This window comes from Streptomyces sp. NPDC001852, from assembly GCF_042891825.1.
Taxonomy (GTDB): domain Bacteria; phylum Actinomycetota; class Actinomycetes; order Streptomycetales; family Streptomycetaceae; genus Streptomyces.
The window spans coordinates 141,608-165,650 of the sequence record NZ_JBIATN010000019.1 but is presented as its reverse complement, the minus strand read 5'-3'; the positions used below and the strand labels follow the sequence as shown (position 1 = coordinate 165,650).

Below are 24,043 nucleotides of genomic sequence, written 5' to 3'. Positions count from 1 at the left end.
TGTGAGCGAGGTGAACGGCAATGAGGATCGGTGAGCTGGCGCGTCGGGCGGATGTCACGACGAAAGCGGTGCGGTACTACGAGTCGCTGGGGCTGATCACAGCCGAGCGCCTGCCCAATGGCTACCGGGACTACGGCGAGGACGACGTACGCCTCGTACGGGAGATCAGGACACTCCACCGGCTCGGAATCCCCGTCGAGCGCACCCGGCCGTTCCTCGAGTGCCTGGCGGCCGGACGCGCACACGCGGACGACTGTCCCGCCTCCCTCGCGAGCTACCGCGAGGCCATCGACGAGCTCACCGAGCGCATCGAGTCCCTGACCGCCCGCCGCGCGACGCTGATCGCCAACCTGAACGCCGCCGCCCACCGCGGCAGCGGCGTCGTACCAGAAGAAGGAGGCGCTGGACACATGGACTATCTGACGCTGCCCGCGGACCTGCCCGTCCCCGAGGACGACGGCGCTGCGGCCCACCTCGCCGGCATGAAGGTGCCGAGCCTCGCGCTGCTCGACACGGCCGGCCGAACGATCCGCCTGGACACGCTCGGATCCCGGCGCACGGTCATCTACGTCTACCCCCTCACCGGCCGCCCCGGCACCGACCTGCCGGAGGGCTGGAACTCGATTCCCGGAGCACGTGGCTGCACACCCGAGTCGTGCGGCTTCCGCGACCACTTCCACGACCTGCTCGAAGCCGGCGCCGGCCGCGTCTACGGGCTGTCCAGCCAGGACACCGACTACCAACGCGAGGTCGTGGAGCGTCTGGGACTGCCCTTCGACATGCTCTCCGACCCTGCCCTCGACCTGGCCGGCACACTTGGTCTGCCCACGTTCGAGGTCGAGGGGATGCGGCTGTTCAGGCGCCTGACACTCGTCCTCCGCGCCGGTGTGATCGAGCATGTCTTCTACCCGGTCTTCCCACCGAACGAGCACGCCCGGCAGGTGCTGACCTGGCTGCGCGAGAACCCCCTCTAGGCATCGGGCCGCAGGACCCGGCCGGGCGCACGGGCGGGCCCTTCCGGCGGACACCGGTGGGCGCCTGAGCGCCGGATGACATGTCGTTCGCCTGCGGCGGCTACCGGCGTGCGGGCACCTGGGCCGACGCCGGCTCGCGGACCATGAACACATCGACCGGTTCCTCGGTCTCGACGGCGAAGCCATGGCGTTCGTAGAGCCGTTGGGCCCGGCTGCCCGAGAGCGCGTTCAGCCGGACCCGGATGCCGTCGCGGTCGCACCGCTCCAGCAGCAGCCGCAGCACGGCCGACCCTATGCCCCTGCCCTGCAGGCTCGAGTCCAGGTAGAAGTGCTCCAGCCAGTGGGCGTCGTTCGACGGCCGCAGCGCCACGCATCCGGCCAGGGCACCGCCCGCCTCGATCACCCAGGTGTGCTCCGGTGTGAACTCGTCCCGCAGCCGCTGCCGCACCCGGTGCTCGTCGTAGCGCCCGAGACGCTCCAGGTCCGCTCGGAGCACCACGGCCTTCAGCTCGGCCACCGCCTCGACGTCCGCCGCCGACGCGGGACGCATCTCCCAGTCCGCCACGATCGTGATACTAGCCGGGGGGATTTCCCCGGCCCCGGGGACCGAGGGCGTCAGGGGGTGTGGGGGGTCGCTTCCCGCAGGAAGCCGGCGATGGTTGCCACGAACCGGTCGGCGTCGTCGAGCCATGGGAAGTGGCCCGGGTGGCTCCGGGGTCGAAGGCGCCCTCGGCGCCGAAGGCGGCCACGACGTCCCGGCTCAGCTGTTCGTCCTCGGCTGCCTTGCGGGCCTGGGCCACCTCGTCCCAACGGCCGTAGGAGAACGGCGCGATGGCCCGGAAGTTCTCCGCCGTCGCCACGCCCGCCCCGATCGCCTCCAGGGCAGCGCGCGCCTCCGGGAAACGGCTCGTCCCGGCGTGGCCGTACGGTCTCCCGCCGGAGCCGATCGGTGATGGTCAGGCCGACGGCCCGCACGCCCGGTGTGATGAGCACGAGCCGGCCGACGCGCTCGGGTGCCGACTCCCGGCTCCGCAGGACACATCGGAGAGATGACACGGAGGGATGACAGAGGAGAGAACGGCACACCTCTGGGCAATGCACAGGGTTCACTCGGTGGAAACCCGCCGGCCCATCCGTATCATCCATGTGTCGGGGGACCCGCAGGACAACTCCCGCTCCCCGTCTGCCGCACGCGCAGGCGACGGAGCGCACCAGCGTCACGATAGGAGCCACAGATGCCTGAGCCCACCGCCCCCGTCACCGAGTTGACCTCGCAGTACGTCAGCCAGGTGACCAACGACCTCGAGCACAACGTCAAGGAACAGGAGCGCATCACCGCCGAAATCGCAGCGCTTCAGGAGCAGTTGGCCGCCCTGCAGCACGACCAGACGATCCTGGTGAACATGCGGCAGGCGCTCGGTGTCGCCTCCTCGGTGGGCGCACCCGCCTCGGCCGAGGGTGCCGTGGTGCCCGCCCCGCGCAAGAAGGCCGCCACCGCGTCCGGCGCGCACCGGGCGCCGAAGAAGGCGGTCCCGGAGCAGTCCGGGCGCAGGAAGCAGGCCGCCAGGAAGCCCGCGGCGACCAAGCCCTCGACCAAGCCCCCGGCGGCCAAGCCCGCGGCGACGAAGTCCTCGGCGGCCAAGTCCTCGTCATCGAAGTCCTCGACATCGAAGGCGACCGGCCAGTCCGCTCAGCCCACCCTCGTCGAGCTGGTCCGCCGCCACCTCGCCGAACAGCAGGAGCCCCGCTCCGCGGCGGAGGTCGCCGAGGCGCTCGGCAAGGCACATGCCGACCGGGAGATCCAGACCAAGGTCATCCGCACCACCCTGGAGAACCTCGTGGCCCGCAACACCGCCCAGCGCTCCAAGCAGGGCTCGTCGGTCTTCTACACCCTGGCCGCCGCGTCCGAGTCGGCGGCGGCGAACGCGGAGGAGTCCCGGGCCGACGCTGCCGAATGAGCCGTGGCCACATCGCCCCGTCCTGCACCGACCACGGTCGACGCGTCCCGGACGGGGCGAACCGGCGCAGCCGACCTCCCTGCGGTCACCGCCTGGAATGCGCTGAACGACGAGGGATCACAAGCCGGTTCCACGGCTCACGCACCGGCCGTGGCCTTCTGCCGCGTCTGGTCGAACTCGCTCACCGGGTCGCCGCCTGCCCGCCAGGGCCACGCGGTGACGACGCCACCGATCTGCTCGAAGACGGCACGCGCGTCGGCGCGCCGGTCCGCGGCGACCAGCGCATAGGCGAGGAGGTTGAGGTCGGCCAGCGCCTTGGCGTGGCGGAGGAACCCCGGCTGGATCCATGTGTGCGCCGCGCGGTCGAGGGCCTGCAGGGCCATGTCGTGGGACCAGTGGTTCCGCGCGACCAGCGCCTCGAGCCCGCCGCGGCCGAGGATGGCGTGGTACTGGTGGACCTGAGCGGTGAGTTCGGTCGCCACGCACGGCGCGTTCGCGGGCATGCGGGCGCGCAGGGTGTCCACGAACTCCAGGACCTGGATGCGCGAGCCCGCCTCGCCCGGGCTGAGGTAGGCCAGCATGTTCAGATAGGCCTCGCGGTTCCAGCGATCGCGTGCGAGCACCTCGTTCCACAGCCCGAAGATCTGCGACTGCTCACGTCGTTCCAGGCGTGCCACGGCGAGGAGGGCCACCCAGGGCGTCGGGTCCTCGGGGGCGAGTCGGGCGGCGCGCAGACAGACATCGACGGTGCCGGCGGGGTCCTCCAGGTGCCCCTGTGCGCGGGCCTGCGCGACCTGGGTCCAGGCGTGCAGGACGAGCGCGTCCACGCTGCGGGGCTCGCGGGTGACCCAGGACCGTGACAGGTGCGATCCGGCGAGGAATCCCGCCAGGACCTCCATACGATGCGTACGGCGGTCCCAGTCACCGGGGTCCTGCTCCAGGAGGCGGGACATCTGCGCCACACACAGCTCACTGGTCGCGATGGTGCCGGTCCTGGTGGTCGCCGCGAGTGACTTCAGCAGCTTGCCCAGGTCCTGGTCGTCGAGTTCCGGAGCAAGACGGGCCCTTCTGCGGCGACTGGAGAGAAATGCCATGTCCGGAGGCTAGGGCGTAGCGGTGGGCGCGCAAGGGCTGGGCCGAGATCGTTATGGTTTACACGTACAACTTGCTCATACAAGTTGCCTATATTGCCGTCCATGCCCGAGATCCAGCTGCTCCGTCCGGCTCATGGTCCCGCACTGTTCGCCTTCGAGCGGGAGAACCGGGCCTACTTCGCGGCGTCGATCCCTGACCGGGGTGACGACTACTTCGCCCGGTTCGACGAGCGCCACCGTGCCCTGCTCGCCGAGCAGGAGGCCGGTCACTGCTACTTCCACCTGCTGGTGGGCGCCGGAGGCGAGGTGTTGGGCCGGATGAACCTCGTGGATGTCGCGGACGGCGGCGCCGAGCTCGGGTACCGCATCGCCGAGCGTGCCGCGGGCCGGGGGCTCGCCACCTGGGGCGTGCGGGAGATCTGCGATCTGGCCGCCCACCGCTACGGGCTGACGGCGCTCCGTGCCAGGACCACGCTCGACAATGCGGCGTCGCGGGCCGTGCTGGCCCGGTCGGGGTTCGCCGTGGTCGGCGAGACCCGGCTCTCCGGTCGCCCCGGACTGTCGTATCTCCGCAGCCTTGCGGATCTCATCGCTCCGCCGGACCCGACGGCTGCCCGGTCGCCGAGCGGGAACCGGACCGAGCGGGAAGAGGATCAAGCGGGTACGTGATCAGTCCAACCGCGACGACTCCTCGGCCGCTTCACCGGCGCGCAGTGGTACGGCGAAGAGGACCGGCACCGCGCAGGCCGCCAGGGCCGCTGCCGCTGCCAGGGTGCCGGGCAGGGACCAGGTCGCCAGCGGGCCGCCGATCGCCGCGCCCGCCGCGAAGGCGGTGACCTTCAGGCCGGCGCCGGTGGTGAAGATCTGGCTGCGCAGACGGTCGGGCGCCTCCCGGTGGCGTACCGCGAAGAGTGCGGTGAGCTGTGGCCCTTCACCGATCCCGGCCAGCAGCAGGGCCAGGACGAGCACGGCCGGCCGGCCGGTCGCCGCCAGGGCGAACGCGCCGCCCTGGATCAGGGCGGCGGCCCGGATGATCGATTCGGGGGCGATGTGCTGCGGGAACCGTGCCAGTACGGCGTTGGCCACGAGCGCCGTGCCGGCCGTACAGGACAGCAGGAGCGCGCCGCGCCCCGCACCGCCGAGGACACGTTCGCCCAGCAGCGGGACGCAGGCCGTCAGCATGCCCTGCGCGGCACAGCAGACGACCGAGGCAAGGGTGGCCCGGGCCAGCCGGGGGTTGCGCACGATGACCCGCGTTCCGGCGGCGAGGTCACCGATCAGCGAACCGGGCTGCGCGCGCCGCACCCGCGCGCAACGCGCCGGCAGGGCCCACGCCGCCGGCGCCGCGCAGCCGATGAGCGCCGCCGACGCCACGACGGCCGTCGACGCCCCGGAGACCTCGGCCAGGCCGCCGGCGAGGACCGGACCGGACAGGCTCGCCATGCCGAAGGTCATGGCATCGAGCGCGTTGGCCCGTGGCAGCCGGTCCCCCGGAACCACCCTCGGCAGCTGCCCCGTCCAGCCGCCCGACAGGGCGGGACCCGGCAGCCCGGTCAGGACGGCGATCGGCACGGTCACGGTGAACGGAAGCCTTCCGAGCGCCAGGAGGATCACCACGAGGCCGGTCGCGTACAGGACGAGCGCTGCGGCCAGCAGCCGTCCCGGCCGCCGCTGCCGGTCGAGCACCGCGCCGAGCACGGGGCCGCCTGCCGCCGCCGCGACCGTGATGCCCGCGAGCAGCGCGGATGCTTCGGAGGCCGAGCCTGTGACCGCGTATCCGGTCAGCATGAGCGCCGGTCCCGACATCTCGTCCCCGACGCGGGCCACCACCGCTCCCGCGAAATAGCAGGCCATCGTGTAACGCCTTATCACCTGGGAGACGTTACGTAAGTAACTCAAAACTCTGCAATATGCGTTACAGTGCGCTGGTGCACCCCAGCAACGATGCCGACGGCGACTGGTCCACCCGGCACTCCGTCCTGGCCATGGCCCGCCGCACCGCCGCACTCGTCAACGCCCTCGCCGAGGACCAACCCGACCCGGACCATGTGGCGGAGGTGCTCCTCGCCCACGGCGAGAAGGGCCCCGTGGTCCTCACCTCCCGGGAGGTCGCGCAGATGCGCGAGGCCGCGGCCCGGCTGCGGGAGGTCTTCGCCGCCGAGCACGCCGACGAGGCCGCCACCGTCCTCAACCGCCTGCTCGGCGAGCACACCGGGCCGCTCCGCCTCACCTCGCACGGTGGCGGCACGCCCTGGCATCCCCACCTCGACCGCGACGACGACGCTCCCTGGGGTGAGTGGCTCCTCGCCTCGTCCTGCCTGTCCCTGGCCGTCCTCGTGTGGGACCGCCAGCTCCCGCCCGGCAGGATCTGTGCGTCGCCCGTCTGCCGGAACGTCTTCATCACCCAGGGCCCCGGCCCCGAACGCCGCTACTGCTCCCGCCGCTGCGCGACCCGCGAACGGGTCGCGGCCCACCGGCGCGCCCGCTCCACGGAATCACCCGGCTGATCGTGGGCAGTCTCAAGCCCGGCTCGGCGACCGCCGCCCCACATCCCGGCGTACGTGGGCGAGTCGGCGTTCTCTCGCACCGCAGGTCGAGGTCCGTTCGCCGCCAGCCTTCCGCAGGTCGCGCCGGTGGGATGGAGGCATGACTTCACAGGCAACCCTTGACGGTAAGAAGGCTCTGGTCACCGGCGGCAGCCGGGGCATCGGCGCGGCCTCGGCCCTGCGCCTGGCGCAGCAGGGTGCGGATGTGGCCGTGACCTATGTGCACGGGAAGGAGGCGGCGCAGGACGTGGTGCGGGCCGTCGAGGCCCTGGGGCGGCGGGCGGTGGCCCTGCGCGCCGACGCCGCGGACGCGGAGGAGGCGGCGGGTGCGGTGGGACGCGCGGCCGAGGCGCTCGGGGGTCTGGACGTCCTCGTGAACAACGCGGCGCTCGGGCTGATGGAGCCGCTGGAGACCCTGTCGCTCGCCGACGTGGACCGCCTGATCGCCGTGAACATCCGCGGGACGTTCCTGGCCGCCCAGGCCGCTGCCGCACTCATGGCGCCCGGCGGCCGGATCATCACCGTCGGCAGCTGCATCACCCACCACACCCCGGGCCCCGGCGCCACCCTGTACGCGATGAGCAAGTCGGCGGTCGTCGGGCTGACGAAGGCGCTGGCGCGCGAGCTGGGCGGGCGCGGGATCACGGCGAACGTCGTTCATCCGGGCCCGACCGACACCGACATGAATCCCGCGAACGGCCCGTTCGCGTCCGGCCAGGCGGCGATGACCGCCCTCGGCCGCTTCGGCACGGCCGCGGAGGTGGCGTCCGCGGTGGCCTATCTGGCGGGGCCGGAGGCGGTGTACGTGACGGGAGCCGAGCTCTCCGTGGACGGCGGGTACGCGGCGTGAGCGAGCGGGGCGCACCGTGCCCGGGCCCGAAGAGCACGGTGCGCCCCGGCCGGGTCACGGCTCGTTCAGGCGGCGTACGTCGTCCTCGTCCCACTTCCTGGTGTCGCGCGGCCGGGTGTAGGGCTCGGCTCCGGGCGGATGTCCGCCGGCGATGGCCCGCTGGCGCACGGTCTCCGCGTCGAACTCCAGGCCGAGCAGGATCGCCAGGTTGCCGATCCAGAGCCAGACCAGGAAGACGATGACGCCGGCCATGGTGCCGTAGGTCTTGTTGTAGGAGGCGAAGTCGGCGACGTAGAGGGCGAACCCGGCGGAGGCGATCAGCCAGATCGCCAGGGCGAGGACGCTGCCCGGAGTGATCCACCTGAAGCCCTTGACCCTGGCGTTCGGGGTCGCCCAGTACAGGATCGCGATCATCACCGTGACCAGCAGGACCAGCACCGGCCACTTCGCGATCGACCACACGGTCAGCGCCGTGCCGCCGATGCCCAGCGCCTGCCCCGCGTGCCGGGCGAGGCTGCCGGTGAAGACGACGATCAGGGCGCTGGCCACGGCGAGCAGCATCAGCACCAGGGTGACACCGACCCGCACCGGCAGGATCTTCCACACCGGGCGGCCCTCCGGCATGTCGTAGACCGCGTTGGCGGCGCGGATGAAGGCGGCCACGTATCCGGAGGCCGACCAGACCGCCAGTACGATGCCGACGACGGCCATGACCGAGCCGGTGCCGGCGTTGTTCTGCAGCTGCTCCACGGCCCTGGTGAGGATGTCCCGCGCGGAGCCGGGCGCGAGGTGCCGGAGGTTGGCCAGCACCTTGTCGGTGACCGACCTGCCGGCGATGCCCAGCAGCGACACCAGCACCAGCAGCGCCGGGAACAGGGCCAGCACCGCGTAGTAGGTCAGGGCGGCGGCCCGGTCGGTCAGCTCGTCGTCCTGGAACTCGCGCAGGGAGCCTTTCAGCACGGCGCCCCAGGCCCGCTTGGGCAGTTGCGCCGGCGTGTCGGGAGCGGCCCGCTCGACCCGCTCGTCGGGCCCGGCCTCCTCCGGCGTCGGCACATGCGCACCCGGGCCGTCGTCGTCGGCGTGGCGATGGCCGTGCCCGGGGAGATGCAGCTTCGGCATAGCGACCGGGTAACCCGGTCCCGCGGTCTCACGCAGGCGTGTCCCTCGGAGTCGGCCGTACAACTCCTTGCGGGCCGGGTGGCGGGGCGGTGCCGGCCACGGTTGCCGACAGGGTCGGCGGCGGAGAACTGAACCACGTCACCGGCCGGCTCCCGTCGAACCATGCCGCCCTGTTCGGCGGGACGGAACCGACGGACGGAGCGCACTTCCTGCGTCGGCGTCGGGGCGTCCCCCTGATTGACCGTGCCATCGGGGTGGGTTTTCATGGGGCGCATGCCGGGTGAAGCGCACTCGGGTGGAGCACTCAACGGGGCCGATCCGGTCCTGGCCTTCGCCACGCAGGAGGCGTGGGAGCAGTGGCTGGAGGAGCATCACGCCGATGTGCGGGGCATCTGGCTGAAGATCCCGAAGAAGGACTCCGGGCTCGACGGCGTCGACTACGCCGGAGCGCTGGAGTCGGCGCTGTGCTTCGGCTGGATCGACGGGCAGAAGAAGAAGCTGGACGAGCGGCACTGGCTGCAGCGCTTCACCCCGCGTCGGCCGGGCGGCAAGTGGTCGAGGCTGAACCGGGACAAGGCCATCGAGCTCACGGAGCAGGGCCGCATGCGGCCGGCCGGCCTGCGGGAGGTGGAGCAGGCCAAGGCGGACGGCCGCTGGGAGGCGGCGTACGCCGGTCAGAGGACGGCCACGGTGCCCGAGGACCTGCAGGCGGCCCTGGAGGCCGCTCCGAGGGCACGGGACTTCTTCTCCACCCTGGACAGCCGCAACCGGTACGCCATTCTCCACCGGATCCAGGACGCCAAGAGGCCTCAGACCCGGGCGGCGCGGATCGAGAAGTTCGTCGCCATGCTCGCGGCGCGCCAGAAGCTGCATCCCTGATCCCTGATCCGGGGTCCGCCGGACCGAGTGCGCTTGCTTGAAGCGCACTTGAACGTTCTAGCGTGTGCGGCATGACGGTGATCGACAGCACCCCCGTGACCTCCTCGTCCGTGGACGCCTGCGCGCCCACGGTGCCGGAGCCGCCTCGGCCCGATGGCCGGGACCACTACACGATCAAGGAGGTCGCGGCGCTCACGGGACTTCGCCCGCACACGCTGCGCTGGTACGAGCAGATCGGCCTGCTGCCCCAGGTGGAGCGGTCGCACGCCGGTCAACGCCGGTTCGACAACCGGGACCTGGAGTGGCTCGCCTGTGTGACCAAGCTGCGGCTGACGGGGATGCCGGTCGCCGAGATGGTGCGCTACGCCGAGCTGGTCCGCCATGGAGCGGACACGTACGAGGAAAGGCAGCGGATGCTGGAGCGGACCCACCGCGAAGTCCTCGCGACGATCGCGGAGTTGCACGACACCCTCACCGTGCTCGACGCCAAGATCGACTTTTACGCGGACGCCCGCCGGGCGTCGGAAAGGGCCTGAGCGCCACCATGGGCAACACCCTCGAACACATCCGCAAGGTCGAACTGGGCGCCGGGGGCCCGCTCGTCGGCGTCCAGGGCTTCGGTGCCATGGGCATCAGCGCCGCCTACGGGCAGACCGACGACGCCGCGGCCCGCGACACCCTGGAGGCCACCGTCGAGGCGGGGGTGACCCTGATCGACACGGCCGACATGTACGGCGTCGGCACCAACGAGGAGTTCCTCGCACCCTTCGTGGCGGCGCACCGCGACGAGATCACCCTGGCCACCAAGTTCGGCATCGAATACCGTGCGGACGACCCGGGTTACCGGGCCATCCGCAACGATCCCGGCTACATCAAGCAGGCCGTCGAGGCGAGTCTGCGCCGCCTGGACGTCGAGGCGATCGACCTCTATTACATGCACCGGCGCGATCCCGGGGTCCCGCTCGCCGAGTCGGTAGGAGCCATGGCCGAGCTGGTTCGGGAGGGGAAGGTCAAGCACCTCGGCCTGAGCGAGGTCACGGGTGCGGAACTGCGCGAGGCGCACGCCGTGCACCCCATCGCCGCGGTGCAGACGGAGTGGTCGCTGTTCAGCCGGGACGTGGAGCGCAGCGTGGTGGGCACCGCCGCCGAGCTGGGTGTCGCCTTCGTGCCGTACTCGCCGCTCGGCCGGGGCTTTCTGACCGGCTCCTTCTCCGACGCGGGCAAGGAACTGTCCGGCAGCGACTTCCGGCAGCTGCTGCCCCGTTTCACCGGCGACAACGCCAGGGCGAACACCGCTCTGCTCGCCCCGCTGCACAGGATCGCGGCCGATCACGGGGCCACCACGGCGCAGGTCGCGCTGGCCTGGGTGCACCAGCGGGCCGAGGTCCACGGCCTGACCGTGGTGCCGATCCCAGGGACCCGCAAGCGCAGCCGCCTGCTCGAGAACGCCCAGGCCACCCGGATCACGCTGAGCGACGACGAGCTGGCCGTACTGGAGCCGATCGCCGGGCGGGTGGCGGGCGAGCGCTACGCGGACATGTCCCTCACCTCCGCGGCTCGGGAGTCTCAGGCGTAACATGCGCCCATGGAGCGGATCTTGGTGGCGGGGATCAGCGGTGCGGGCAAATCCACGCTGGCCCGCAGGGTGAGCCGTCTGCTGGACCTTCCGTACCACGAGATCGACGCGCTCCATTTCACCGGGCCCGGGTGGGCCGTCAACTCCGGCTTCGCCGAAGAGGTGTCCCGTGTCGCGGCCGGGCCGCACTGGATCGTCGACTCGGTCGGCTACCCGGCGGTCCGAGACCTGCTGTGGAGCCGGGCCGACACCGTCATATGGCTGGACTACCCCAGACACGTGATCATGCCCCGCGTCCTGCGCAGATCCCTGCGGCGCACGGTGATGCGCGAGGATCTCTTCGGCGGCAACAGGGAGACCTGGGCGGGATGGCTGAGCAGTGAGCACCCGGTCTGGTGGGCCTGGTCCCAGCATGCCGCCAGGCGTCGGGAGATCGAGCACCGCACCCGCGATCCGCGCTTCGCCCCTCTCGACACCCTCCGCTTCCACCACCCCGACGACACCGCCGCCTGGCTGACGTCCCTGGAGGCGGACAGGACGCCCCGCCCATAGGCGGAGGCCCACCTGCCCGCGCGCCTTCAGGACTGGGGTCGTTTGCCGTGGTTGGCGGCATGGTTGCGCCGCGACTTCTTCTTCCGGCGTCGCTTCGAGGACATGGAATCCTCCTTGAGGGAGAGGGAAACTTGTGCAGAGAACACCGTAAACACGGTATATCGGTACACGGGGAGCCTCCACCGCAGCCAGCGCCCCGACCGCGAACGCGGAGCGGCACGACCTCGGACTCTCGTTGATACGATGCATAAAATGCCCGATTCGCGAATATTCTCCCCTTGACCAGAGGAGCCGGACATGACCGGTGGCCCGGAGCCGATCAGCACCACTGCCCGCCGCGCGCTGGAGCAGGAGCTGGCCGACCTGCGCGACGAGCGCCGCATCGTCGCCGGAATCCTGCGGGACCGCACGGACGTGGGCGACCAGGCGGACCAGGCCGAGCAGTTGCAGCGCGCCAGTCAGCTCGGACGGCTGGACCGTCGTATCGAGACCATCACCGAGCGGCTGCGACAGGCGGACGTGGCCGGGCCCGCCCCCACGGACGTGGCCGGCGTGGGCAGCACGGTCACCGTCCGCTTCCCGGACGGCTCGGTGGAGACGCTCCAGATCGGCGAGGTCGCCGAGGCGCTCGACCAGAACCTGGTCACCTCCGACAGCCCGCTCGGCCGCGCCCTGCTCGGCCACCGCCCCGGAGACTCGGTCCGCTTCGACACGCCGGACGGCCCGTCGAGCGTGGTCGTCGAGTCCATCGGGGAACAGGGCGGGCACGGCTGAACGGTGTGGGGTCAGTTCTTCCGGACCGTGCAGTGGAGGGAGTCGTGATCGACATCGGCGACGATGGTGTCGCCGGGCTCGGCCTCGCCGCCGAGCAGGAGGGTGGCAATGCGGTTGTCGAGTTCCGCCTGGATCGTGCGGCGCAGCGGCCGGGCACCGAACTCCGGCTGGTGGCCGTGTGCGATGAGCAGTCTCTTCGCCGCATCGCTCACCTCCAGAGCCATCCCCTGGGCGTGGACGCGGCGTCTGCTCCGGTCCAGCAGATGGTCCACGATCTTCCCGAGATCGTCCTCGGTCAGCCCGTGGAAGATGATGATGTCGTCGATCCGGTTGAGGAACTCCGGCAGGAACCTGGTCCGCAGGTCCTCCATCAGCTCGTCCTTCAGCTCCGACACATCGCCCTTGTGGTCCAGGATCCGGTGCGCTCCGATGTTGGACGTCATGATGACCACACAGTGCCGGAAGTCGACGGTGCGCCCCTGGGCGTCGGTGAGCCGGCCGTCGTCCAGGATCTGCAGCAGGGTGTTGAAGACGTCCGGATGCGCCTTCTCCACCTCGTCGAACAGCACCACGCTGTAGGGCCGGCGGCGCACCTTCTCGGTCAGCTGCCCCGCTTCCTCGTACCCCACATATCCAGGAGGGGCACCCACGAGCCGGGCGACGGTGTGCTTCTCCTGGAACTCGCTCATGTCGAACCGGATCATCCGGTCCTCGTCCCCGAACAGCAACGCCGCGAGTGTCTTGGCGAGTTCGGTCTTGCCGACACCTGTGGGGCCGAGGAAGAGGAAGGATCCCACCGGCCGGTCCGGATCGCCCATCCCCGCCCGGTTGCGCCGTACCGCCTGGGACACGGCGGTGACGGCCTCGTCCTGGCCGACGATCCGCCCGTGCATCTCCTCCTCGAGCCTGAGCAGCTTCTCCTTCTCACTCGCCGTCAGCTGCGACACCGGGATCCCCGTACGGCGGGAGACGACGTCGGCGATGTCGGCGGCCGTCACCGACACCACACCCCCGCGGCGCTCTTCGATACCGGCGAGTTCGCCCTCCACCTCGGCGATCTGCCGCTTCAGCTCCGACGCCTTCTCGAAGTCCTCCACCGAGACGGCCTGGTCGAGTTCGCGGCGGAGCTGGGCGATGCGGTCCTCGCGGCCGATCACCTCCGTGGACCGGCCCACGCTGCGCAACCGCACCCGCGCGCCGGCCTGGTCCATCACGTCGATCGCCTTGTCGGGCAGGAAACGGTCGGTGACGTAGCGGTCGGAGAGTTCCGCGGCGGCCACCAGCGCACCGTCGTCGAACCGCACCTGATGGTGGGCCTCGTAGGAGTCCCGCAGACCCTCGAGGATCTGCACCGTCTCCTCCACCGTGGGCTCGGGCACCATCACCGGCTGGAACCGCCGCTCCAAGGCCGCGTCCTTCTCCACGTACTTGCGGTACTCGTCGATCGTCGTGGCGCCCACGACGTGGAGCTCACCGCGCGCGAGGGCGGGCTTGAGCATGTTGCCCGCGTCCATCGACCCCTCTCCCGTGGCGCCCGCGCCCACGACGGTGTGGAGCTCGTCGATGAACAGGATGATGCGGCCCTTGGCGGCCTGGACGTCCTCGATGACCTTCTTCAGCCGCTCCTCGAACTGGCCCCGGTACTGCGCCCCCGCGACCATCCCCGACAGGTCGAGGGCCACGACCCTCTTGTCCTTGAGGGTGTCGGGCACCTCACCGGCCACGATCCGCTGCGCCAGCCCCTCCACGATCGCCGTCTTGCCCACACCCGGTTCACCGATCAGCACCGGATTGTTCTTCGACCGCCGTGAGAGGATCTCGACCGTCTGCTCGATCTCCTCCGCACGCCCCACCACCGGATCCAGCTTCCCCGCCTTCGCCGCCTCCGTCAGATCGCGGCCGAACTCGTCCAGTGTCGTCGCCGGTGTCTTCTTCCGCTCGGCCGGCACTCCGCCGTTCCCGACGGCGTGCTCGGTCAGAGCGGCCAGTTTCCGCGTGTCCACGCCCTCGGCGCGCAGCAGCTCGGCAGTGCCCGTGTCGCTGTCGCCCAGCAGGGCGCCGAGGATGTGTTCCGGGCCGATGTACGACACACCGGTCGCCTGTGACCGGGCGTAGGCGGCGCCCAGCGTGCGCTTGGCCGCGGGGGTGAGGCCCGGTCGCGAGGACGGCTCCCCGGACTCCCGGGGCAGGATCTTGGCGATCTCGGCCGCCAGTGTGCCGGGATCGACGTCCAGCTGGGAGAGCAGTCTCCGGGACGGTTCGACCTGGGTGGCGGCCCACAGCAGATGTTCGGTGTCCAGGTCGGACACACCGTCCTGGACCGCCCGCTGCGCGGCCAGGCTGAGGAGCTCCTGCGACGACTCCGTCAGCAGTCGGCCGATGGGCACCCGCTGCACCGCGGGAGGTGAGGACCCCGGCGACATCCCGAAGAACCGGTTGAACAACTCGCTGAAGGGATCCGACGAACCGAACGGTGCACCGAACGACATCGACATGACTGCTCCTGGGCGTGCGGGAGGCCGGCAATCCGCGGGGGTCGTTGATCCGGGGGTCCGTAATCACTGAACCCCGCTGGGCCCGGCGCCGCAAACGGAGGGCACGAAATGCCGGTCGCTGCGTCCCCGGGGACGGATGGGATTGGCTTTGCGGGGTGCGGTCGGGTACACCCGTGCCGTGCTCTTTCGTCAGCTGGAATACCTCGTCGCCCTCTCCCGGGAGCGGCACTTCGCCCGTGCGGCCCAGGCTTGCTACGTCTCCCAGCCCGCACTGTCGGAGGCGCTGCGCAAGCTGGAGGAGGAACTCGACGTGCCGCTGGTGCGGCGCGGCCGCAAGTACGAGGGCCTCACCCCGGAGGGAGAGCGCATCGTCGTATGGGCGCAGCGGATCCTCGCCGACCGTGACGCCCTCAGGGACGAGGTCGACGTCCTGCGCACCGGGTTGAGCGGCAGGATGCGGATCGGTACGGTGCCGACCGCCTCCGGTGCCGTCGCCCTGCTGACCGGCCCGTTCTGCGCGGCGCACCCGCTGGTCACGGTCGAGGTCACGGCGGACATGCAGTCGGTGGACATCCTGCGGCAGCTGCAGAACTTCGAGCTCGACGCCGGGGTCACCTATCTGCGCGAGGACGTGGCGGAAGGCTTCCACACGGTTCCGCTGTACCAGGAGCGGTACGTCCTGCTGCTCACGGCCGCCGACGGCCTGGCCCGGCGTACATCGGCCACCTGGGCGGAGGCGGCACGGCTGCCGCTGTGCATGCTGACCCCGGCGATGCAGGGCCGCCGGGTGCTGGATGAGCTGTTCGCGCAGGCGGGGACCCAGCCCTCGCCCCGGCTGGAGACCGACTCCGTGGCGGCGCTGTTCGCCCATGTGCGCACGGGGCAGTGGGCGGCCATCGTGCCGCATGCCTGGCTCCATGTGTTCGGTGTTCCGCACGGGATGCGGGCGGTGCCGCTGGTCGAGCCCGCCGCGGCGGTGCCGGTGGGGCTGGTGACCGCCGCCCGGGAGCCGGGGTCGGTGATGGCGAGGGCGCTGACGGACATCGCCCGCACCACCGACGTGGCCTCGGCCCTGGAGCGCCTGCCGGGGGATCCGGGGCGCTAGCCGACGGCGCCGGGCTCGGATGCGGCCGAACGGTGTGCGCGGCACCGCGAGCCCGCGTCAGTACACGTCACCCCACCGGCTGCGACTGGAGTCGCTCCGCGCCGGCGTACACGTTCATCCACGTACCGCGCAGAAAGCCGACCAGGGTCAGCCCGCTCTCGGCCGCCAGGTCCACGGCCGGCGAGGAGGGGGCCGAGACGGCGGCCAGCAGGGGGATCCCGGCGAGCACGGCCTTCTGGACCAGCTCGAAGGAGGCGCGGCCGCTGACCATCAGCAGGGTGCCGCGCAACGGCAGCAGGCCGGAGCGCAGGGCGTGTCCGACGACCTTGTCCACGGCGTTGTGCCGGCCCCCGTCCTCGCGCAGGCACAGCAGCTCGCCGTCCGCCGTGAACAGTCCGGCCGCGTGCAGGCCCCCGGTGCTGTCGAACACCTTCTGGGCCGCGCGGAGTTCTCCGGGCAGCAAGGCCAGGAGCTCCGGGCTCACACGCAGCGGGTCCTCGGCCACGGACCACCTCGTGGCCATGCGCACCGCATCCAGACTGGCCTTGCCGCACAGGCCGCACGAGGAGGTGGTGTAGAAGTTCCGCTCCAGCGACGCATCCGGCACGGCCACGCCCGGGGCCAGGCCCACGTCCACGACGTTGTAGCTGTTGCCGCCGTCCGCCGTGGCGCCGGCGCAGTAGCGGATGCCCGTCACGTCGCCGGCGCCGTGGACGACGCCCTCGCCTGCGAGGAAGCCGGCCGCGAGGTCGAAGTCGTCGCCCGGGGTGCGCATGGTCACGGTGAGGGGGGCGCCCGCCCACCCGTATCTCCATCGGCTCCTCGGCGGCCAGGGTGTCCGGGCGGGCGGTGCTCGCTGCGTCGCGGATGCGCAGCACCCTCCTGCGTACCGTCACTCGCCCCATGGACCTGCTCCGCGCGTGGGCTCCAGTCGGATCAACACCCCTTTGGACGTGGGGGTGTTGCTGATGTCGGCGACGCTGTCCAGCGGTACCAGGACGTTGGTCTCGGGGTAGTAGGAGGCGGCGGAGCCGCGGCTGGTGGGGTAGGCGACGACGCGGAAGTCCTCCGCCCGGCGCTCCGGCCCGTCGTGCCAGACGGCGACCAGATCCACCCGGTCGCGGTCGGCGAGCCCGAGGGCGGCCAGGTCGGCGGGGTTGACGAGCACCACCCGGCGGGCGTTGTGGATGCCGCGGTAGCGGTCGTCCATCGCGTACGGCACGGTGTTCCACTGATCGTGCGAGCGCAGTGTCTGCAGCAGGAGATGGCCCTCGGGGATGTGCGGCATCGTGAACTCGTTGACGGTGAAGACCGCCCTGCCGCTCGGGGTGCGGAAGACGCGCTGGTTGACCGGGTTGGGCAGCCGGAAGCCACCGGGCCTGGCGATCCGGGCGTTGAAGTCGTCGAAGCCCGGTACGACACGGGAGATGCGGTCGCGGACGGTGCCGTAGTCCGCCTCGAACTCCTCCCAGGGGATGGCGGGTGTGTCACCGAGGGTCCGGCGGGCCAGCCGGCTGATGATCGCGACCTCGCTGAGCAGGTGCGGGGAGGCCGGCTCAAGGCGACCGCGGGAGGCGTGCACCTCGCTCATGGAGTCCTCTACGGTGATGAACTGCTCGCCGGACGCCTGGATGTCGCGGTCGCTGCGGCCGAGGGTGGGCAGGATGAGGGCGGTGTCCCCGCAGACCGTGTGGGAGCGGTTGAGCTTGGTGGAGATGTGCGCGGTGAGCCGGCACCGCCGCATCGCCTCCTCGGTGACATGGCTGTCGGGGCTGGCCCGCACGAAGTTGCCGGCCACACCGAGGAACACCTTCGCCGTGCCGTCGCGCATGGCCCGGATGCCGTCGACCGAGTCCAGTCCGTGCTTCGCCGGCGGGGTGAAGCCGAACTCGTGGCCCAGGGCGTCGAGGAACGTCTGGGGCATGCGCTCCCAGATGCCCATCGTGCGGTCGCCCTGGACGTTGCTGTGACCGCGCACCGGGCACACGCCGGCACCCGGCCTGCCGATGTTGCCGCGCAGCAGCAGGAAGTTGACGACTTCGCGGATGGTGGGGACACCGTGCTTGTGCTGGGTGAGGCCCATGGCCCAGCAGACGATGACCTTTCCGCTGCGCAGGACCTGGTCGTGGACGGCCTCGATCTCGTCGCGGCGCAGCCCGGTCGCGGCGAGGACGTCCTCCCAGGCGATCTTCCGGGCGTGGTCGGCGAAGTCGTCGAAGCCGGTGGTGTGGGCGCTGATGAAAGCGTGGTCGAGTACGGTGCCGGGGCGCTCTTCCTCGGCTTCCAGCAGCAGCCGGCCCAGCGCCTGGAACAGGGCGAGGTCGCCGCCGGGGCGGATCTGCAGGAACCGGTCGGCTATCGCGGTGCCCCGGCCGATCACACCGCGTGCCTTCTGCGGGTGCTTGAAGCGGATGAGTCCGGCCTCCGGCAGTGGGTTGACCGCGATGACCTTGCCGCCGTTGCGCTTGGTCTCCTCCAGCGCGGTGAGCATCCGCGGATGGTTGGTGCCCGGGTTCTGTCCGACGACGAAGACGAGGTCCGCGGTGTGGATGTCGTCCAGGGAGACGCTGCCCTTGCCGATGCCCAAGGTCTCCATCAGCGCGGAACCGCTGGACTCGTGGCACATGTTGGAGCAGTCGGGCAGGTTGTTGGTGCCGTAGGCGCGGGCGAAGAGCTGGAGCAGGAAGGCGGCCTCGTTGTTCAGCCGGCCGGAGGTGTAGAAGAGGGCCTCGTCCGGTGAGTCCAGCCCGCGGAGCTCTCCGGCCAGCACGTCGAGCGCCTCGTCCCAGCCGATCGGTTCGTAGTGCTCCGCACCCGGCCGCTTGATCATGGGCTCGGTCAGCCGGCCCTGCTGGTTGAGCCAGTAGTCCGACTTTTCGTCCAGTTCGGCGATCGAGTGCCGGCGGAAGAACTCCGCGGTGACCCGTCGCGAGGTGGCTTCGTCGCTGATGTGCTTGGCGCCGTTCTCGCAGTATTCGTTGCGGTGCCGCTTGCCCGGTGCGGGCTCGGGCCAGGCGCATCCGGGGCAGTCGAATCCCTTGACCTGGTTGATGTTCCACAGGGTCAGCGCGGTGCGTCGTACCGTCGTCTGCCCCAGCGAGTACTCCAGTGCGTGCGTCACCGCCGGGACACCGGTCGCCCAGCGCTTGGGCGGGGTGACCGACAGATCGTCGCCGGGGTCCTCGACACCGCTCATCTTCCGGTCCGCCTCTTTCTCCGATGGGCACTGCGGGGCAGCATCCGCCGCTCTGCCGAGTCACGTCAAAGAGGTGCTTTCGATGGCGTGATAAGCGCGGGTTATCAGATGGGTGGCGAAAAAACCTCGCACGGCGATGTCGAGAATGCGTGGCCGGCTCCGTCCCCGGGGTGAACGCGACCACAATGGGTCGCACCAGCACCGAGGAGAACCACCATGGCCAAGTACCTGCTGCTCAAGCACTACCGCGGCGCTCCCGCGGCGGTCAACGACGTGCCCATGGACCAGTGGACGCCGGAGGAGATCTCGGCGCACGTGCAGTACATGAACGACTTCGCGGCCCGGCTCGAGAAGACCGGCGAGTTCGTCGACAGCCAGGCGCTCGCCCCGGAGGGGACGTGGGTCCGGTACGACGGTGAGGGGCGCCCGCCGGTCACCGACGGCCCGTTCGCCGAGACCAAGGACCTCATCGCCGGCTGGATGATGATCGACGTCGACAGCTACGAGCGCGCCGTCGAGCTGGCCGGGGAACTGTCGGCCGCCCCAGGGGCGGGCGGGAAGCCGATCCACGAGTGGCTCGAGGTGCGCCCGTTCCTGGGCTGCCGGCCCACGATCACGGAGTGACCTCATCGATGGACGAGGCCCTGCTCCGCAGCCTCACGCCGAGCGTTCTCGCCGTCCTCGTCCGCCGCGGAGCCGACTTCGCGGCGGCCGAGGACGCCGTGCAGGACGCGCTGGTCGAGGCCGTCCGCGCCTGGCCCGCCGACCCGCCGCGGGACCCGAGGGGCTGGCTGGTCACCGTGGCCTGGCGCAAGTTCCTCGACCGGGCCAGGGCGGACACCGCCCGCCGTCGGCGTGAGGACCTCGTCGACCAGGAGCCGGCGCCCGGGCCCACGCCCGCGGTGGACGACACGCTCCAGCTCTACTTCCTGTGCGCCCACCCGTCGCTGACGCCGTCGTCCGCCGTCGCGCTCACGCTGCGCGCCGTCGGCGGGCTCACCACCCGCCAGATCGCCCAGGCCTACCTGGTGCCCGAGGCGACCATGGGACAGCGCATCAGCCGGGCCAAGCGCACGGTCTCCGGCGTGCGGTTCGACCAGCCCGGCGACGTCGCCACCGTGCTGCGCGTCCTCTACCTGGTCTTCAACGAGGGTTACTCCGGCGACGTCGACCTCGCCGCCGAGGCCATTCGGCTCACCCGGCAGCTCGCGGCGGCCATCGACCACCCCGAGGTGGCGGGGCTGCTCGCCCTCATGCTGCTCCACCACGCCCGGCGCGCCGCCCGGACCGCGCCCGACGGCAGCCTGGTCCCGCTCGCGGAACAGGACCGGAGCCTGTGGGACACACGCCTGATCGCCGAGGGCGTCGGGATCCTGCAGGCGGCCCTCGCCCGTGACCGGCTGGGCGAGTTCCAGGCCCAGGCCGCCGTCGCGGCCCTCCACGCGGACGCGCGCACCGCCGAGGAGACCGACTGGGTACAGATCGTCGAGTGGTACGACGAGCTCGTGCGTCTGACCGACAGCCCGGTCGTCCGGCTCAACCGCGCGGTGGCCGTCGGCGAGGCCGACGGACCGCGCGCCGGACTGGCGGAGCTCGCGGCGCTGAGCGACTCACTGCCCCGCCACGCCGCAGTGGCGGCGCACCTCCACGAGCGGGACGGCGACCTGGCGACAGCGGCACGGCTGTACGCCGAGGCGGCCCACAAGGCACCCAACCTCGCCGAGCGCCGGCACCTGATGCGCCAGGCCGCCCGGCTCAACGCGCGCACGGGTCGCTGACGGATCACGCCCAGATCTTCCCGCAGCCCCGGCACGGCCCCCGACCTCCGTGGTGCGGGCGGGCGACGGATCGGGCCACGAGGCCTGTCACACGGGCGTGTGTCCCCGAAGGTACGCGCGTACGGCTTCCGGGAGTACGACGTCGGCGGTCTCGGGGATCGACGCCCAGCGCACCTGCGCCGGCGCGAGAGCGGCCCCGTCCGACGGGGTCTCGCTCAGCAGTTGGCACACCACCGCCGACGTACCGTCCGCCGGTGGAGCGTCGTGTGCGGCCAGGGACTCCGTGCCGTCCACGAGATATCCGGTGAGTTCGTAGACGATGCGGGCCGCGGTGGCCTCGGCCGGCTCGGCGGGTTCGGGGGTGCCGGACGGCAGTGCCCAGCCGTGGCCGGCCGCCACGAGCAGCAGTCGTCCGTCGTACAGGACGACCGCCTGCACCACGCCCTCGGCGGGCTCCAGCGTCATGACCGACCAACCCCTCCCCCGGCGCGCTCGGCCGGGTTGTCCTCCCCCTACCCATGCGGGCGCGTGGTCAGTACAGCATGGGCAGGTCCCCGGGGCGTACCCGCACCGTGACCGGCAGCGTGGCGTCGACCTCGCCGTCCGCACCGTAGGGGACGGGCCGGTTCGCCTCGATGCGCAGTTCCCTGCCGCGCAGCACGCGCACTTCCGGGCGGTGCACATGACCGCCCGTCTTCAGCTCGTTCATGAGGGTGAAGAACAGCCGGCGCGGTGCCTCGCGGATCATCACCACGTCCAGCAGACCGTCGTCGACACGGGCGTCGGGGGCGATGAGCCGGCCGGAGCCGTAATAAGGGGAGTTGGCGGCCACGACGGTGTAGCCGCGGTGGGTGTGTTCCTCGCCGTCGACGGTGACGCGGTAGTCGGCCGCGTGCCAGGTGGTGACGGCGCGCAGGCCGCCCGCGTAGTAGGAGGCGGAGCCGCGCAGCAGCCGGGCGTGGTTGGCGTGCCGGTTGGCCACCGCGTCCACGCCGGCGTAGACGCTGCCCAGGACCACGGTGCGCGCATGGACGGCCGACTCCACCTCGATGGTGTCGACCGGCCGGGGCTCGGCGTGCAGCAGGATGCCGGCGAGTGCGGCGGGGTCGGCGGGCAGGTTCAGCGCGCGGGCGAAGTCGTTGCCGCGTCCTGCGGGCACCAGGCCGAGGACGGTGCCGGTGCCGCTGAGTGCGCCGCCGATGCCGCCGGCGATGCCGTCGCCGCCGACGGCCAGGACGATCCGGCCGCGCTCGCCGGCGCGCCGGGCGATGTCCTGGGCGTGGGCGAGGCTGTGGCTGTACTCCGTCTCCAGCTCGGCTCCGGCCTCGCGCAGCAGCCGGGCCAGGTGCAGCAGTGTCGCCGCCCCGGTGGAGCCGCCCGCGGTGGGGTTGACGACGGCGGTGAACTGTCGCATCGGTGTGCCTCCGAAGCAGGCGGATCTGGTGGGTCGGCCGGATCTGGTGGGTCGGTCGTACAGGATGGTGTCAGTCGGTGGGGAGCAGGACGCCGGGGTTGAGCAGGGCCTCGGGGTCCAGGCGGCGTTTGACGGCACGCAGGGCCGAGATGCCGAGCGGTCCCACCTCGCGGACGTACCAGTCACGATGGTCGGTGCCGACTCCGTGGTGGTGGGAGATGGTGCCGCCGGCCGCCAGTACGGCCTCGTTGGCCGCGTGCTTCGCGGGCGTCCAGTGGGCCACCGGGTCCTCGCCCTGGGCGCTGACGACCGTGAAGTACAGCGAGGCGCCGTTCTCGTAGACGTGCGAGATGTGACACATGACCAGGGGCGGGGTGCCGGCTTCGGTGAGGGTGTCGGTGAGCGCGGTGCGCACGGCCGTGTAGAGGTCGGGGATGCGGGACCAGAAGGCGGCGGTCTCCAGGGTTTCGGCGAAGGCGCCGATGTCGAGCAGTGCGTCGCGCAGGTACGGCGCGGAGAAGCGGCCGTGGGCCCAGCGTTCGCCCGGTTCCGCACCGAGCAGGGTGCCGCCGCACGCGGTGAGGACGGCCGCCGCCTGCTCCCTCCGCTGTGCCGTGTCCTCGGCCGTGCCCTCGTAGCCGGTGATGACCTGGCAGCCGGCCGCGCTCTGCGCGAGGTCGCCGCCGATGGCGTCGGGCTGGGCCAGGCCGATGAGGGTCTCGGTCTCGTCGGACAGGCGCAGCACGGTGGGCCGGGGTCCGTCCTGCGCGAGCCTGCGCAGCGCGGCGGCGCCCTCCTCGAAGGAGGCGAACCGCCAGCCCTCGTAGACGCGCACCTGCGGCAGCGGGCGGATCCGTACGGTGACGGAGGTGATGACGCCAAAGGCGCCCTCCGAGCCGAGGATGAGCTGGCGCAGATCGGGTCCGGCGGCCGAGCGCGGGGCGCGGCCGGTCTCGATGGTGCCCTCGGGGGTGGCGAGGGTCAGGCCGAGGACCATCTCGTCGAAGCGGCCGTATCCGGCGGACGCCTGGCCGCTGGAGCGTGCGGCCGCGAAGCCGCCGATGGTGGCCCACTCGAAGGACTGCGGGAAGTGGCCGAGGGTGAAGCCGTGTTCGGCGAGCAGGTCCTCGGCCTCGGGGGCGCGCAGTCCGGGCTGGATCACCGCGGTGCGTGAGACGGGGTCCAGGTCCAGCAGGCCGTTCATGCGGCGCAGGTCCAGGGCGAGGAAGGTGGTGCGCTGGGGGGCGAGTCCGCCGACGACGGAGGTGCCGCCGCCGAAGGGGACGACGGCGAGGCCGTGTGTGGCGCAGGCACGCAGTACGGCGAGGACCTCGTCGTGGGAACCGGGCAGGACCACGGCCTGCGGGACGTCCGCGAAGTCCCCGGCGCGGATGCGCAGCAGATCGGGGGTGGACTTGCCGCGGGTGTGCCGGATGCGGCTCTCGCTGTCGGTGCGGATGTGCTCCTCGCCGCCTACGGCCTCGGCGAGCGCCTTGAGCGCGGCCGGGGCGGCTGTGGTGGCGGGCAGGTCGATGTCCTCGAGGAAGAGGGCGGGGGTGGTGCGGGGTTTGACGCCGAGCAGGTCGCGCAGCAGCCCGGTCACCGAGTCGGGCAGCGGTGCCGCCTTGGCCGGGTCGCCCCAGCCGTTCCACAGCATGTCCATTGAACGGTCGTCCTCACAGGTCGTGTGCTCGGTGTGCTCGGTTCGCGCGACGGCCGGCGGGCCGTGCCCG

Annotated in this window: 22 protein-coding genes and 1 pseudogene; 13 read left to right on the top strand and 10 right to left on the bottom strand. The window is 71.5% G+C overall.

Annotation, left to right across the window (positions count from 1 at the left end; all coding sequences use genetic code 11):
- Positions 1–20 precede the first annotated feature (20 nt).
- Positions 21–974, top strand: a complete 954-nt coding sequence (locus ACFYZB_RS29795) for a MerR family transcriptional regulator (protein ID WP_388763896.1) — start codon at positions 21–23, stop codon at positions 972–974.
- Positions 975–1,074: 100 nt separating this feature from the next.
- Here ACFYZB_RS29795 and ACFYZB_RS29790 read toward each other — a convergent pair whose 3' ends face one another.
- Positions 1,075–1,524 (bottom strand): GNAT family N-acetyltransferase, encoded by a 450-nt coding sequence (locus ACFYZB_RS29790; protein ID WP_388763915.1) that lies wholly within the window; start codon positions 1,522–1,524, stop codon positions 1,075–1,077.
- 685 nt (positions 1,525–2,209) lie between these two features.
- Between ACFYZB_RS29790 and ACFYZB_RS29785 the strand changes: the two genes are divergently transcribed.
- Entirely contained in the window at positions 2,210–2,932 is a 723-nt protein-coding gene (locus ACFYZB_RS29785; RefSeq protein WP_388763894.1) for a hypothetical protein, read from the top strand.
- 137 nt (positions 2,933–3,069) lie between these two features.
- On the opposite strand, the gene ACFYZB_RS29780 is transcribed toward ACFYZB_RS29785, so the two are convergent.
- On the bottom strand, positions 3,070–4,026 hold the full coding sequence (locus tag ACFYZB_RS29780) for a hypothetical protein (RefSeq protein ID WP_388763892.1): 957 nt from the start codon (positions 4,024–4,026) through the stop codon (positions 3,070–3,072).
- A gap of 102 nt (positions 4,027–4,128) precedes the next feature.
- On the opposite strand from ACFYZB_RS29780, the gene ACFYZB_RS29775 reads away from it, so the two are divergent.
- Entirely contained in the window at positions 4,129–4,695 is a 567-nt protein-coding gene (locus ACFYZB_RS29775) for a GNAT family N-acetyltransferase (RefSeq protein WP_388763890.1), read from the top strand.
- Here ACFYZB_RS29775 and ACFYZB_RS29770 read toward each other — a convergent pair whose 3' ends face one another.
- Positions 4,696–5,880 carry an MFS transporter gene (locus tag ACFYZB_RS29770; protein ID WP_388763888.1) on the bottom strand — a complete coding sequence of 395 codons (1,185 nt, stop codon included), beginning with the start codon at positions 5,878–5,880 and terminating at the stop codon, positions 4,696–4,698.
- A 56-nt stretch (positions 5,881–5,936) separates the two neighbouring features.
- On the opposite strand from ACFYZB_RS29770, the gene ACFYZB_RS29765 reads away from it, so the two are divergent.
- Positions 5,937–6,533, top strand: a complete 597-nt coding sequence (locus tag ACFYZB_RS29765; protein ID WP_388763886.1) for a CGNR zinc finger domain-containing protein — start codon at positions 5,937–5,939, stop codon at positions 6,531–6,533.
- Positions 6,534–6,672: 139 nt separating this feature from the next.
- On the top strand, positions 6,673–7,422 hold the full coding sequence (locus ACFYZB_RS29760; RefSeq protein WP_388763885.1) for an SDR family oxidoreductase: 750 nt from the start codon (positions 6,673–6,675) through the stop codon (positions 7,420–7,422).
- A gap of 54 nt (positions 7,423–7,476) precedes the next feature.
- Here ACFYZB_RS29760 and ACFYZB_RS29755 read toward each other — a convergent pair whose 3' ends face one another.
- Positions 7,477–8,541 (bottom strand): YihY/virulence factor BrkB family protein, encoded by a 1,065-nt coding sequence (locus ACFYZB_RS29755; RefSeq protein ID WP_388763883.1) that lies wholly within the window; start codon positions 8,539–8,541, stop codon positions 7,477–7,479.
- A gap of 273 nt (positions 8,542–8,814) precedes the next feature.
- Between ACFYZB_RS29755 and ACFYZB_RS29750 the strand changes: the two genes are divergently transcribed.
- The 5 genes from ACFYZB_RS29750 to ACFYZB_RS29730 all read left to right on the top strand — a co-directional run bounded on the left by ACFYZB_RS29750 (position 8,815) and on the right by ACFYZB_RS29730 (position 12,322).
- A complete protein-coding gene (locus ACFYZB_RS29750) occupies positions 8,815–9,420 on the top strand; it encodes a YdeI family protein (protein ID WP_388763881.1) in 606 nt (201 codons plus the stop codon).
- Positions 9,421–9,491: 71 nt separating this feature from the next.
- Positions 9,492–9,956 carry a MerR family transcriptional regulator gene (locus tag ACFYZB_RS29745; RefSeq protein ID WP_388763879.1) on the top strand — a complete coding sequence of 155 codons (465 nt, stop codon included), beginning with the start codon at positions 9,492–9,494 and terminating at the stop codon, positions 9,954–9,956.
- 8 nt (positions 9,957–9,964) lie between these two features.
- The gene (locus tag ACFYZB_RS29740) at positions 9,965–10,996 is read left to right on the top strand and encodes an aldo/keto reductase (RefSeq protein ID WP_388763877.1); all 1,032 of its coding nucleotides are present in this window, start codon (positions 9,965–9,967) and stop codon (positions 10,994–10,996) included.
- Between the two features lie 9 nt (positions 10,997–11,005).
- Entirely contained in the window at positions 11,006–11,548 is a 543-nt protein-coding gene (locus ACFYZB_RS29735; RefSeq protein ID WP_388763876.1) for an adenylate kinase, read from the top strand.
- A gap of 297 nt (positions 11,549–11,845) precedes the next feature.
- On the top strand, positions 11,846–12,322 hold the full coding sequence (locus ACFYZB_RS29730; protein ID WP_388763874.1) for a GreA/GreB family elongation factor: 477 nt from the start codon (positions 11,846–11,848) through the stop codon (positions 12,320–12,322).
- An 11-nt stretch (positions 12,323–12,333) separates the two neighbouring features.
- Here the strand turns inward: ACFYZB_RS29730 and ACFYZB_RS29725 are convergent, their stop codons facing one another.
- Positions 12,334–14,817 carry an ATP-dependent Clp protease ATP-binding subunit gene (locus ACFYZB_RS29725; RefSeq protein WP_388763873.1) on the bottom strand — a complete coding sequence of 828 codons (2,484 nt, stop codon included), beginning with the start codon at positions 14,815–14,817 and terminating at the stop codon, positions 12,334–12,336.
- A gap of 178 nt (positions 14,818–14,995) precedes the next feature.
- Between ACFYZB_RS29725 and ACFYZB_RS29720 the strand changes: the two genes are divergently transcribed.
- Entirely contained in the window at positions 14,996–15,922 is a 927-nt protein-coding gene (locus tag ACFYZB_RS29720; RefSeq protein WP_388763872.1) for a LysR family transcriptional regulator, read from the top strand.
- Between the two features lie 67 nt (positions 15,923–15,989).
- Here ACFYZB_RS29720 and fdhD read toward each other — a convergent pair.
- Both fdhD and ACFYZB_RS29710 read right to left on the bottom strand, forming a co-directional pair.
- Positions 15,990–16,827: pseudogene (gene fdhD / locus ACFYZB_RS29715) on the bottom strand (formate dehydrogenase accessory sulfurtransferase FdhD).
- Positions 16,815–19,118 carry an FdhF/YdeP family oxidoreductase gene (locus ACFYZB_RS29710; protein WP_388763870.1) on the bottom strand — a complete coding sequence of 768 codons (2,304 nt, stop codon included), beginning with the start codon at positions 19,116–19,118 and terminating at the stop codon, positions 16,815–16,817. The pseudogene fdhD and the gene ACFYZB_RS29710 overlap by 13 nt, the downstream one beginning before the upstream one ends.
- A gap of 216 nt (positions 19,119–19,334) precedes the next feature.
- Between ACFYZB_RS29710 and ACFYZB_RS29705 the strand changes: the two genes are divergently transcribed.
- Both ACFYZB_RS29705 and ACFYZB_RS29700 read left to right on the top strand, forming a co-directional pair.
- Positions 19,335–19,742: a YciI family protein gene (locus ACFYZB_RS29705; protein ID WP_388763868.1), complete on the top strand. Its 408-nt coding sequence runs from the start codon at positions 19,335–19,337 to the stop codon at positions 19,740–19,742.
- Positions 19,743–19,750: 8 nt separating this feature from the next.
- Positions 19,751–20,896: an RNA polymerase sigma factor gene (locus ACFYZB_RS29700; protein ID WP_388763913.1), complete on the top strand. Its 1,146-nt coding sequence runs from the start codon at positions 19,751–19,753 to the stop codon at positions 20,894–20,896.
- Positions 20,897–20,983: 87 nt separating this feature from the next.
- Here ACFYZB_RS29700 and ACFYZB_RS29695 read toward each other — a convergent pair whose 3' ends face one another.
- The 3 genes from ACFYZB_RS29695 to ACFYZB_RS29685 all read right to left on the bottom strand — a co-directional run bounded on the left by ACFYZB_RS29695 (position 20,984) and on the right by ACFYZB_RS29685 (position 23,973).
- Positions 20,984–21,361 carry an NUDIX domain-containing protein gene (locus ACFYZB_RS29695; protein ID WP_388763866.1) on the bottom strand — a complete coding sequence of 126 codons (378 nt, stop codon included), beginning with the start codon at positions 21,359–21,361 and terminating at the stop codon, positions 20,984–20,986.
- Between the two features lie 67 nt (positions 21,362–21,428).
- Positions 21,429–22,310: a diacylglycerol kinase family protein gene (locus ACFYZB_RS29690; protein ID WP_388763864.1), complete on the bottom strand. Its 882-nt coding sequence runs from the start codon at positions 22,308–22,310 to the stop codon at positions 21,429–21,431.
- Between the two features lie 70 nt (positions 22,311–22,380).
- A complete protein-coding gene (locus tag ACFYZB_RS29685) occupies positions 22,381–23,973 on the bottom strand; it encodes an FAD-binding oxidoreductase (protein ID WP_388763862.1) in 1,593 nt (530 codons plus the stop codon).
- Positions 23,974–24,043 lie beyond the last annotated feature (70 nt).

Coding starts and splice junctions, on each gene's coding strand:
- ACFYZB_RS29765 (WP_388763886.1), top strand. CDS start 5,937: ATGCGTTACAGTGCGCTGGTGCACCCCAGCAACGATGCCGACGGCGAC.
- ACFYZB_RS29725 (WP_388763873.1), bottom strand. CDS start 14,817: ATGTCGATGTCGTTCGGTGCACCGTTCGGTTCGTCGGATCCCTTCAGC.
- ACFYZB_RS29785 (WP_388763894.1), top strand. CDS start 2,210: ATGCCTGAGCCCACCGCCCCCGTCACCGAGTTGACCTCGCAGTACGTC.
- ACFYZB_RS29760 (WP_388763885.1), top strand. CDS start 6,673: ATGACTTCACAGGCAACCCTTGACGGTAAGAAGGCTCTGGTCACCGGC.
- ACFYZB_RS29710 (WP_388763870.1), bottom strand. CDS start 19,118: ATGAGCGGTGTCGAGGACCCCGGCGACGATCTGTCGGTCACCCCGCCC.
- ACFYZB_RS29745 (WP_388763879.1), top strand. CDS start 9,492: ATGACGGTGATCGACAGCACCCCCGTGACCTCCTCGTCCGTGGACGCC.
- ACFYZB_RS29750 (WP_388763881.1), top strand. CDS start 8,815: ATGCCGGGTGAAGCGCACTCGGGTGGAGCACTCAACGGGGCCGATCCG.
- ACFYZB_RS29690 (WP_388763864.1), bottom strand. CDS start 22,310: ATGCGACAGTTCACCGCCGTCGTCAACCCCACCGCGGGCGGCTCCACC.
- ACFYZB_RS29795 (WP_388763896.1), top strand. CDS start 21: ATGAGGATCGGTGAGCTGGCGCGTCGGGCGGATGTCACGACGAAAGCG.
- ACFYZB_RS29735 (WP_388763876.1), top strand. CDS start 11,006: ATGGAGCGGATCTTGGTGGCGGGGATCAGCGGTGCGGGCAAATCCACG.
- ACFYZB_RS29700 (WP_388763913.1), top strand. CDS start 19,751: ATGGACGAGGCCCTGCTCCGCAGCCTCACGCCGAGCGTTCTCGCCGTC.
- ACFYZB_RS29695 (WP_388763866.1), bottom strand. CDS start 21,361: ATGACGCTGGAGCCCGCCGAGGGCGTGGTGCAGGCGGTCGTCCTGTAC.
- ACFYZB_RS29730 (WP_388763874.1), top strand. CDS start 11,846: ATGACCGGTGGCCCGGAGCCGATCAGCACCACTGCCCGCCGCGCGCTG.
- ACFYZB_RS29790 (WP_388763915.1), bottom strand. CDS start 1,524: ATGCGTCCCGCGTCGGCGGCGGACGTCGAGGCGGTGGCCGAGCTGAAG.
- ACFYZB_RS29740 (WP_388763877.1), top strand. CDS start 9,965: ATGGGCAACACCCTCGAACACATCCGCAAGGTCGAACTGGGCGCCGGG.
- ACFYZB_RS29705 (WP_388763868.1), top strand. CDS start 19,335: ATGGCCAAGTACCTGCTGCTCAAGCACTACCGCGGCGCTCCCGCGGCG.
- ACFYZB_RS29685 (WP_388763862.1), bottom strand. CDS start 23,973: ATGGACATGCTGTGGAACGGCTGGGGCGACCCGGCCAAGGCGGCACCG.
- ACFYZB_RS29755 (WP_388763883.1), bottom strand. CDS start 8,541: ATGCCGAAGCTGCATCTCCCCGGGCACGGCCATCGCCACGCCGACGAC.
- ACFYZB_RS29780 (WP_388763892.1), bottom strand. CDS start 4,026: ATGGCATTTCTCTCCAGTCGCCGCAGAAGGGCCCGTCTTGCTCCGGAA.
- ACFYZB_RS29775 (WP_388763890.1), top strand. CDS start 4,129: ATGCCCGAGATCCAGCTGCTCCGTCCGGCTCATGGTCCCGCACTGTTC.
- ACFYZB_RS29770 (WP_388763888.1), bottom strand. CDS start 5,880: ATGGCCTGCTATTTCGCGGGAGCGGTGGTGGCCCGCGTCGGGGACGAG.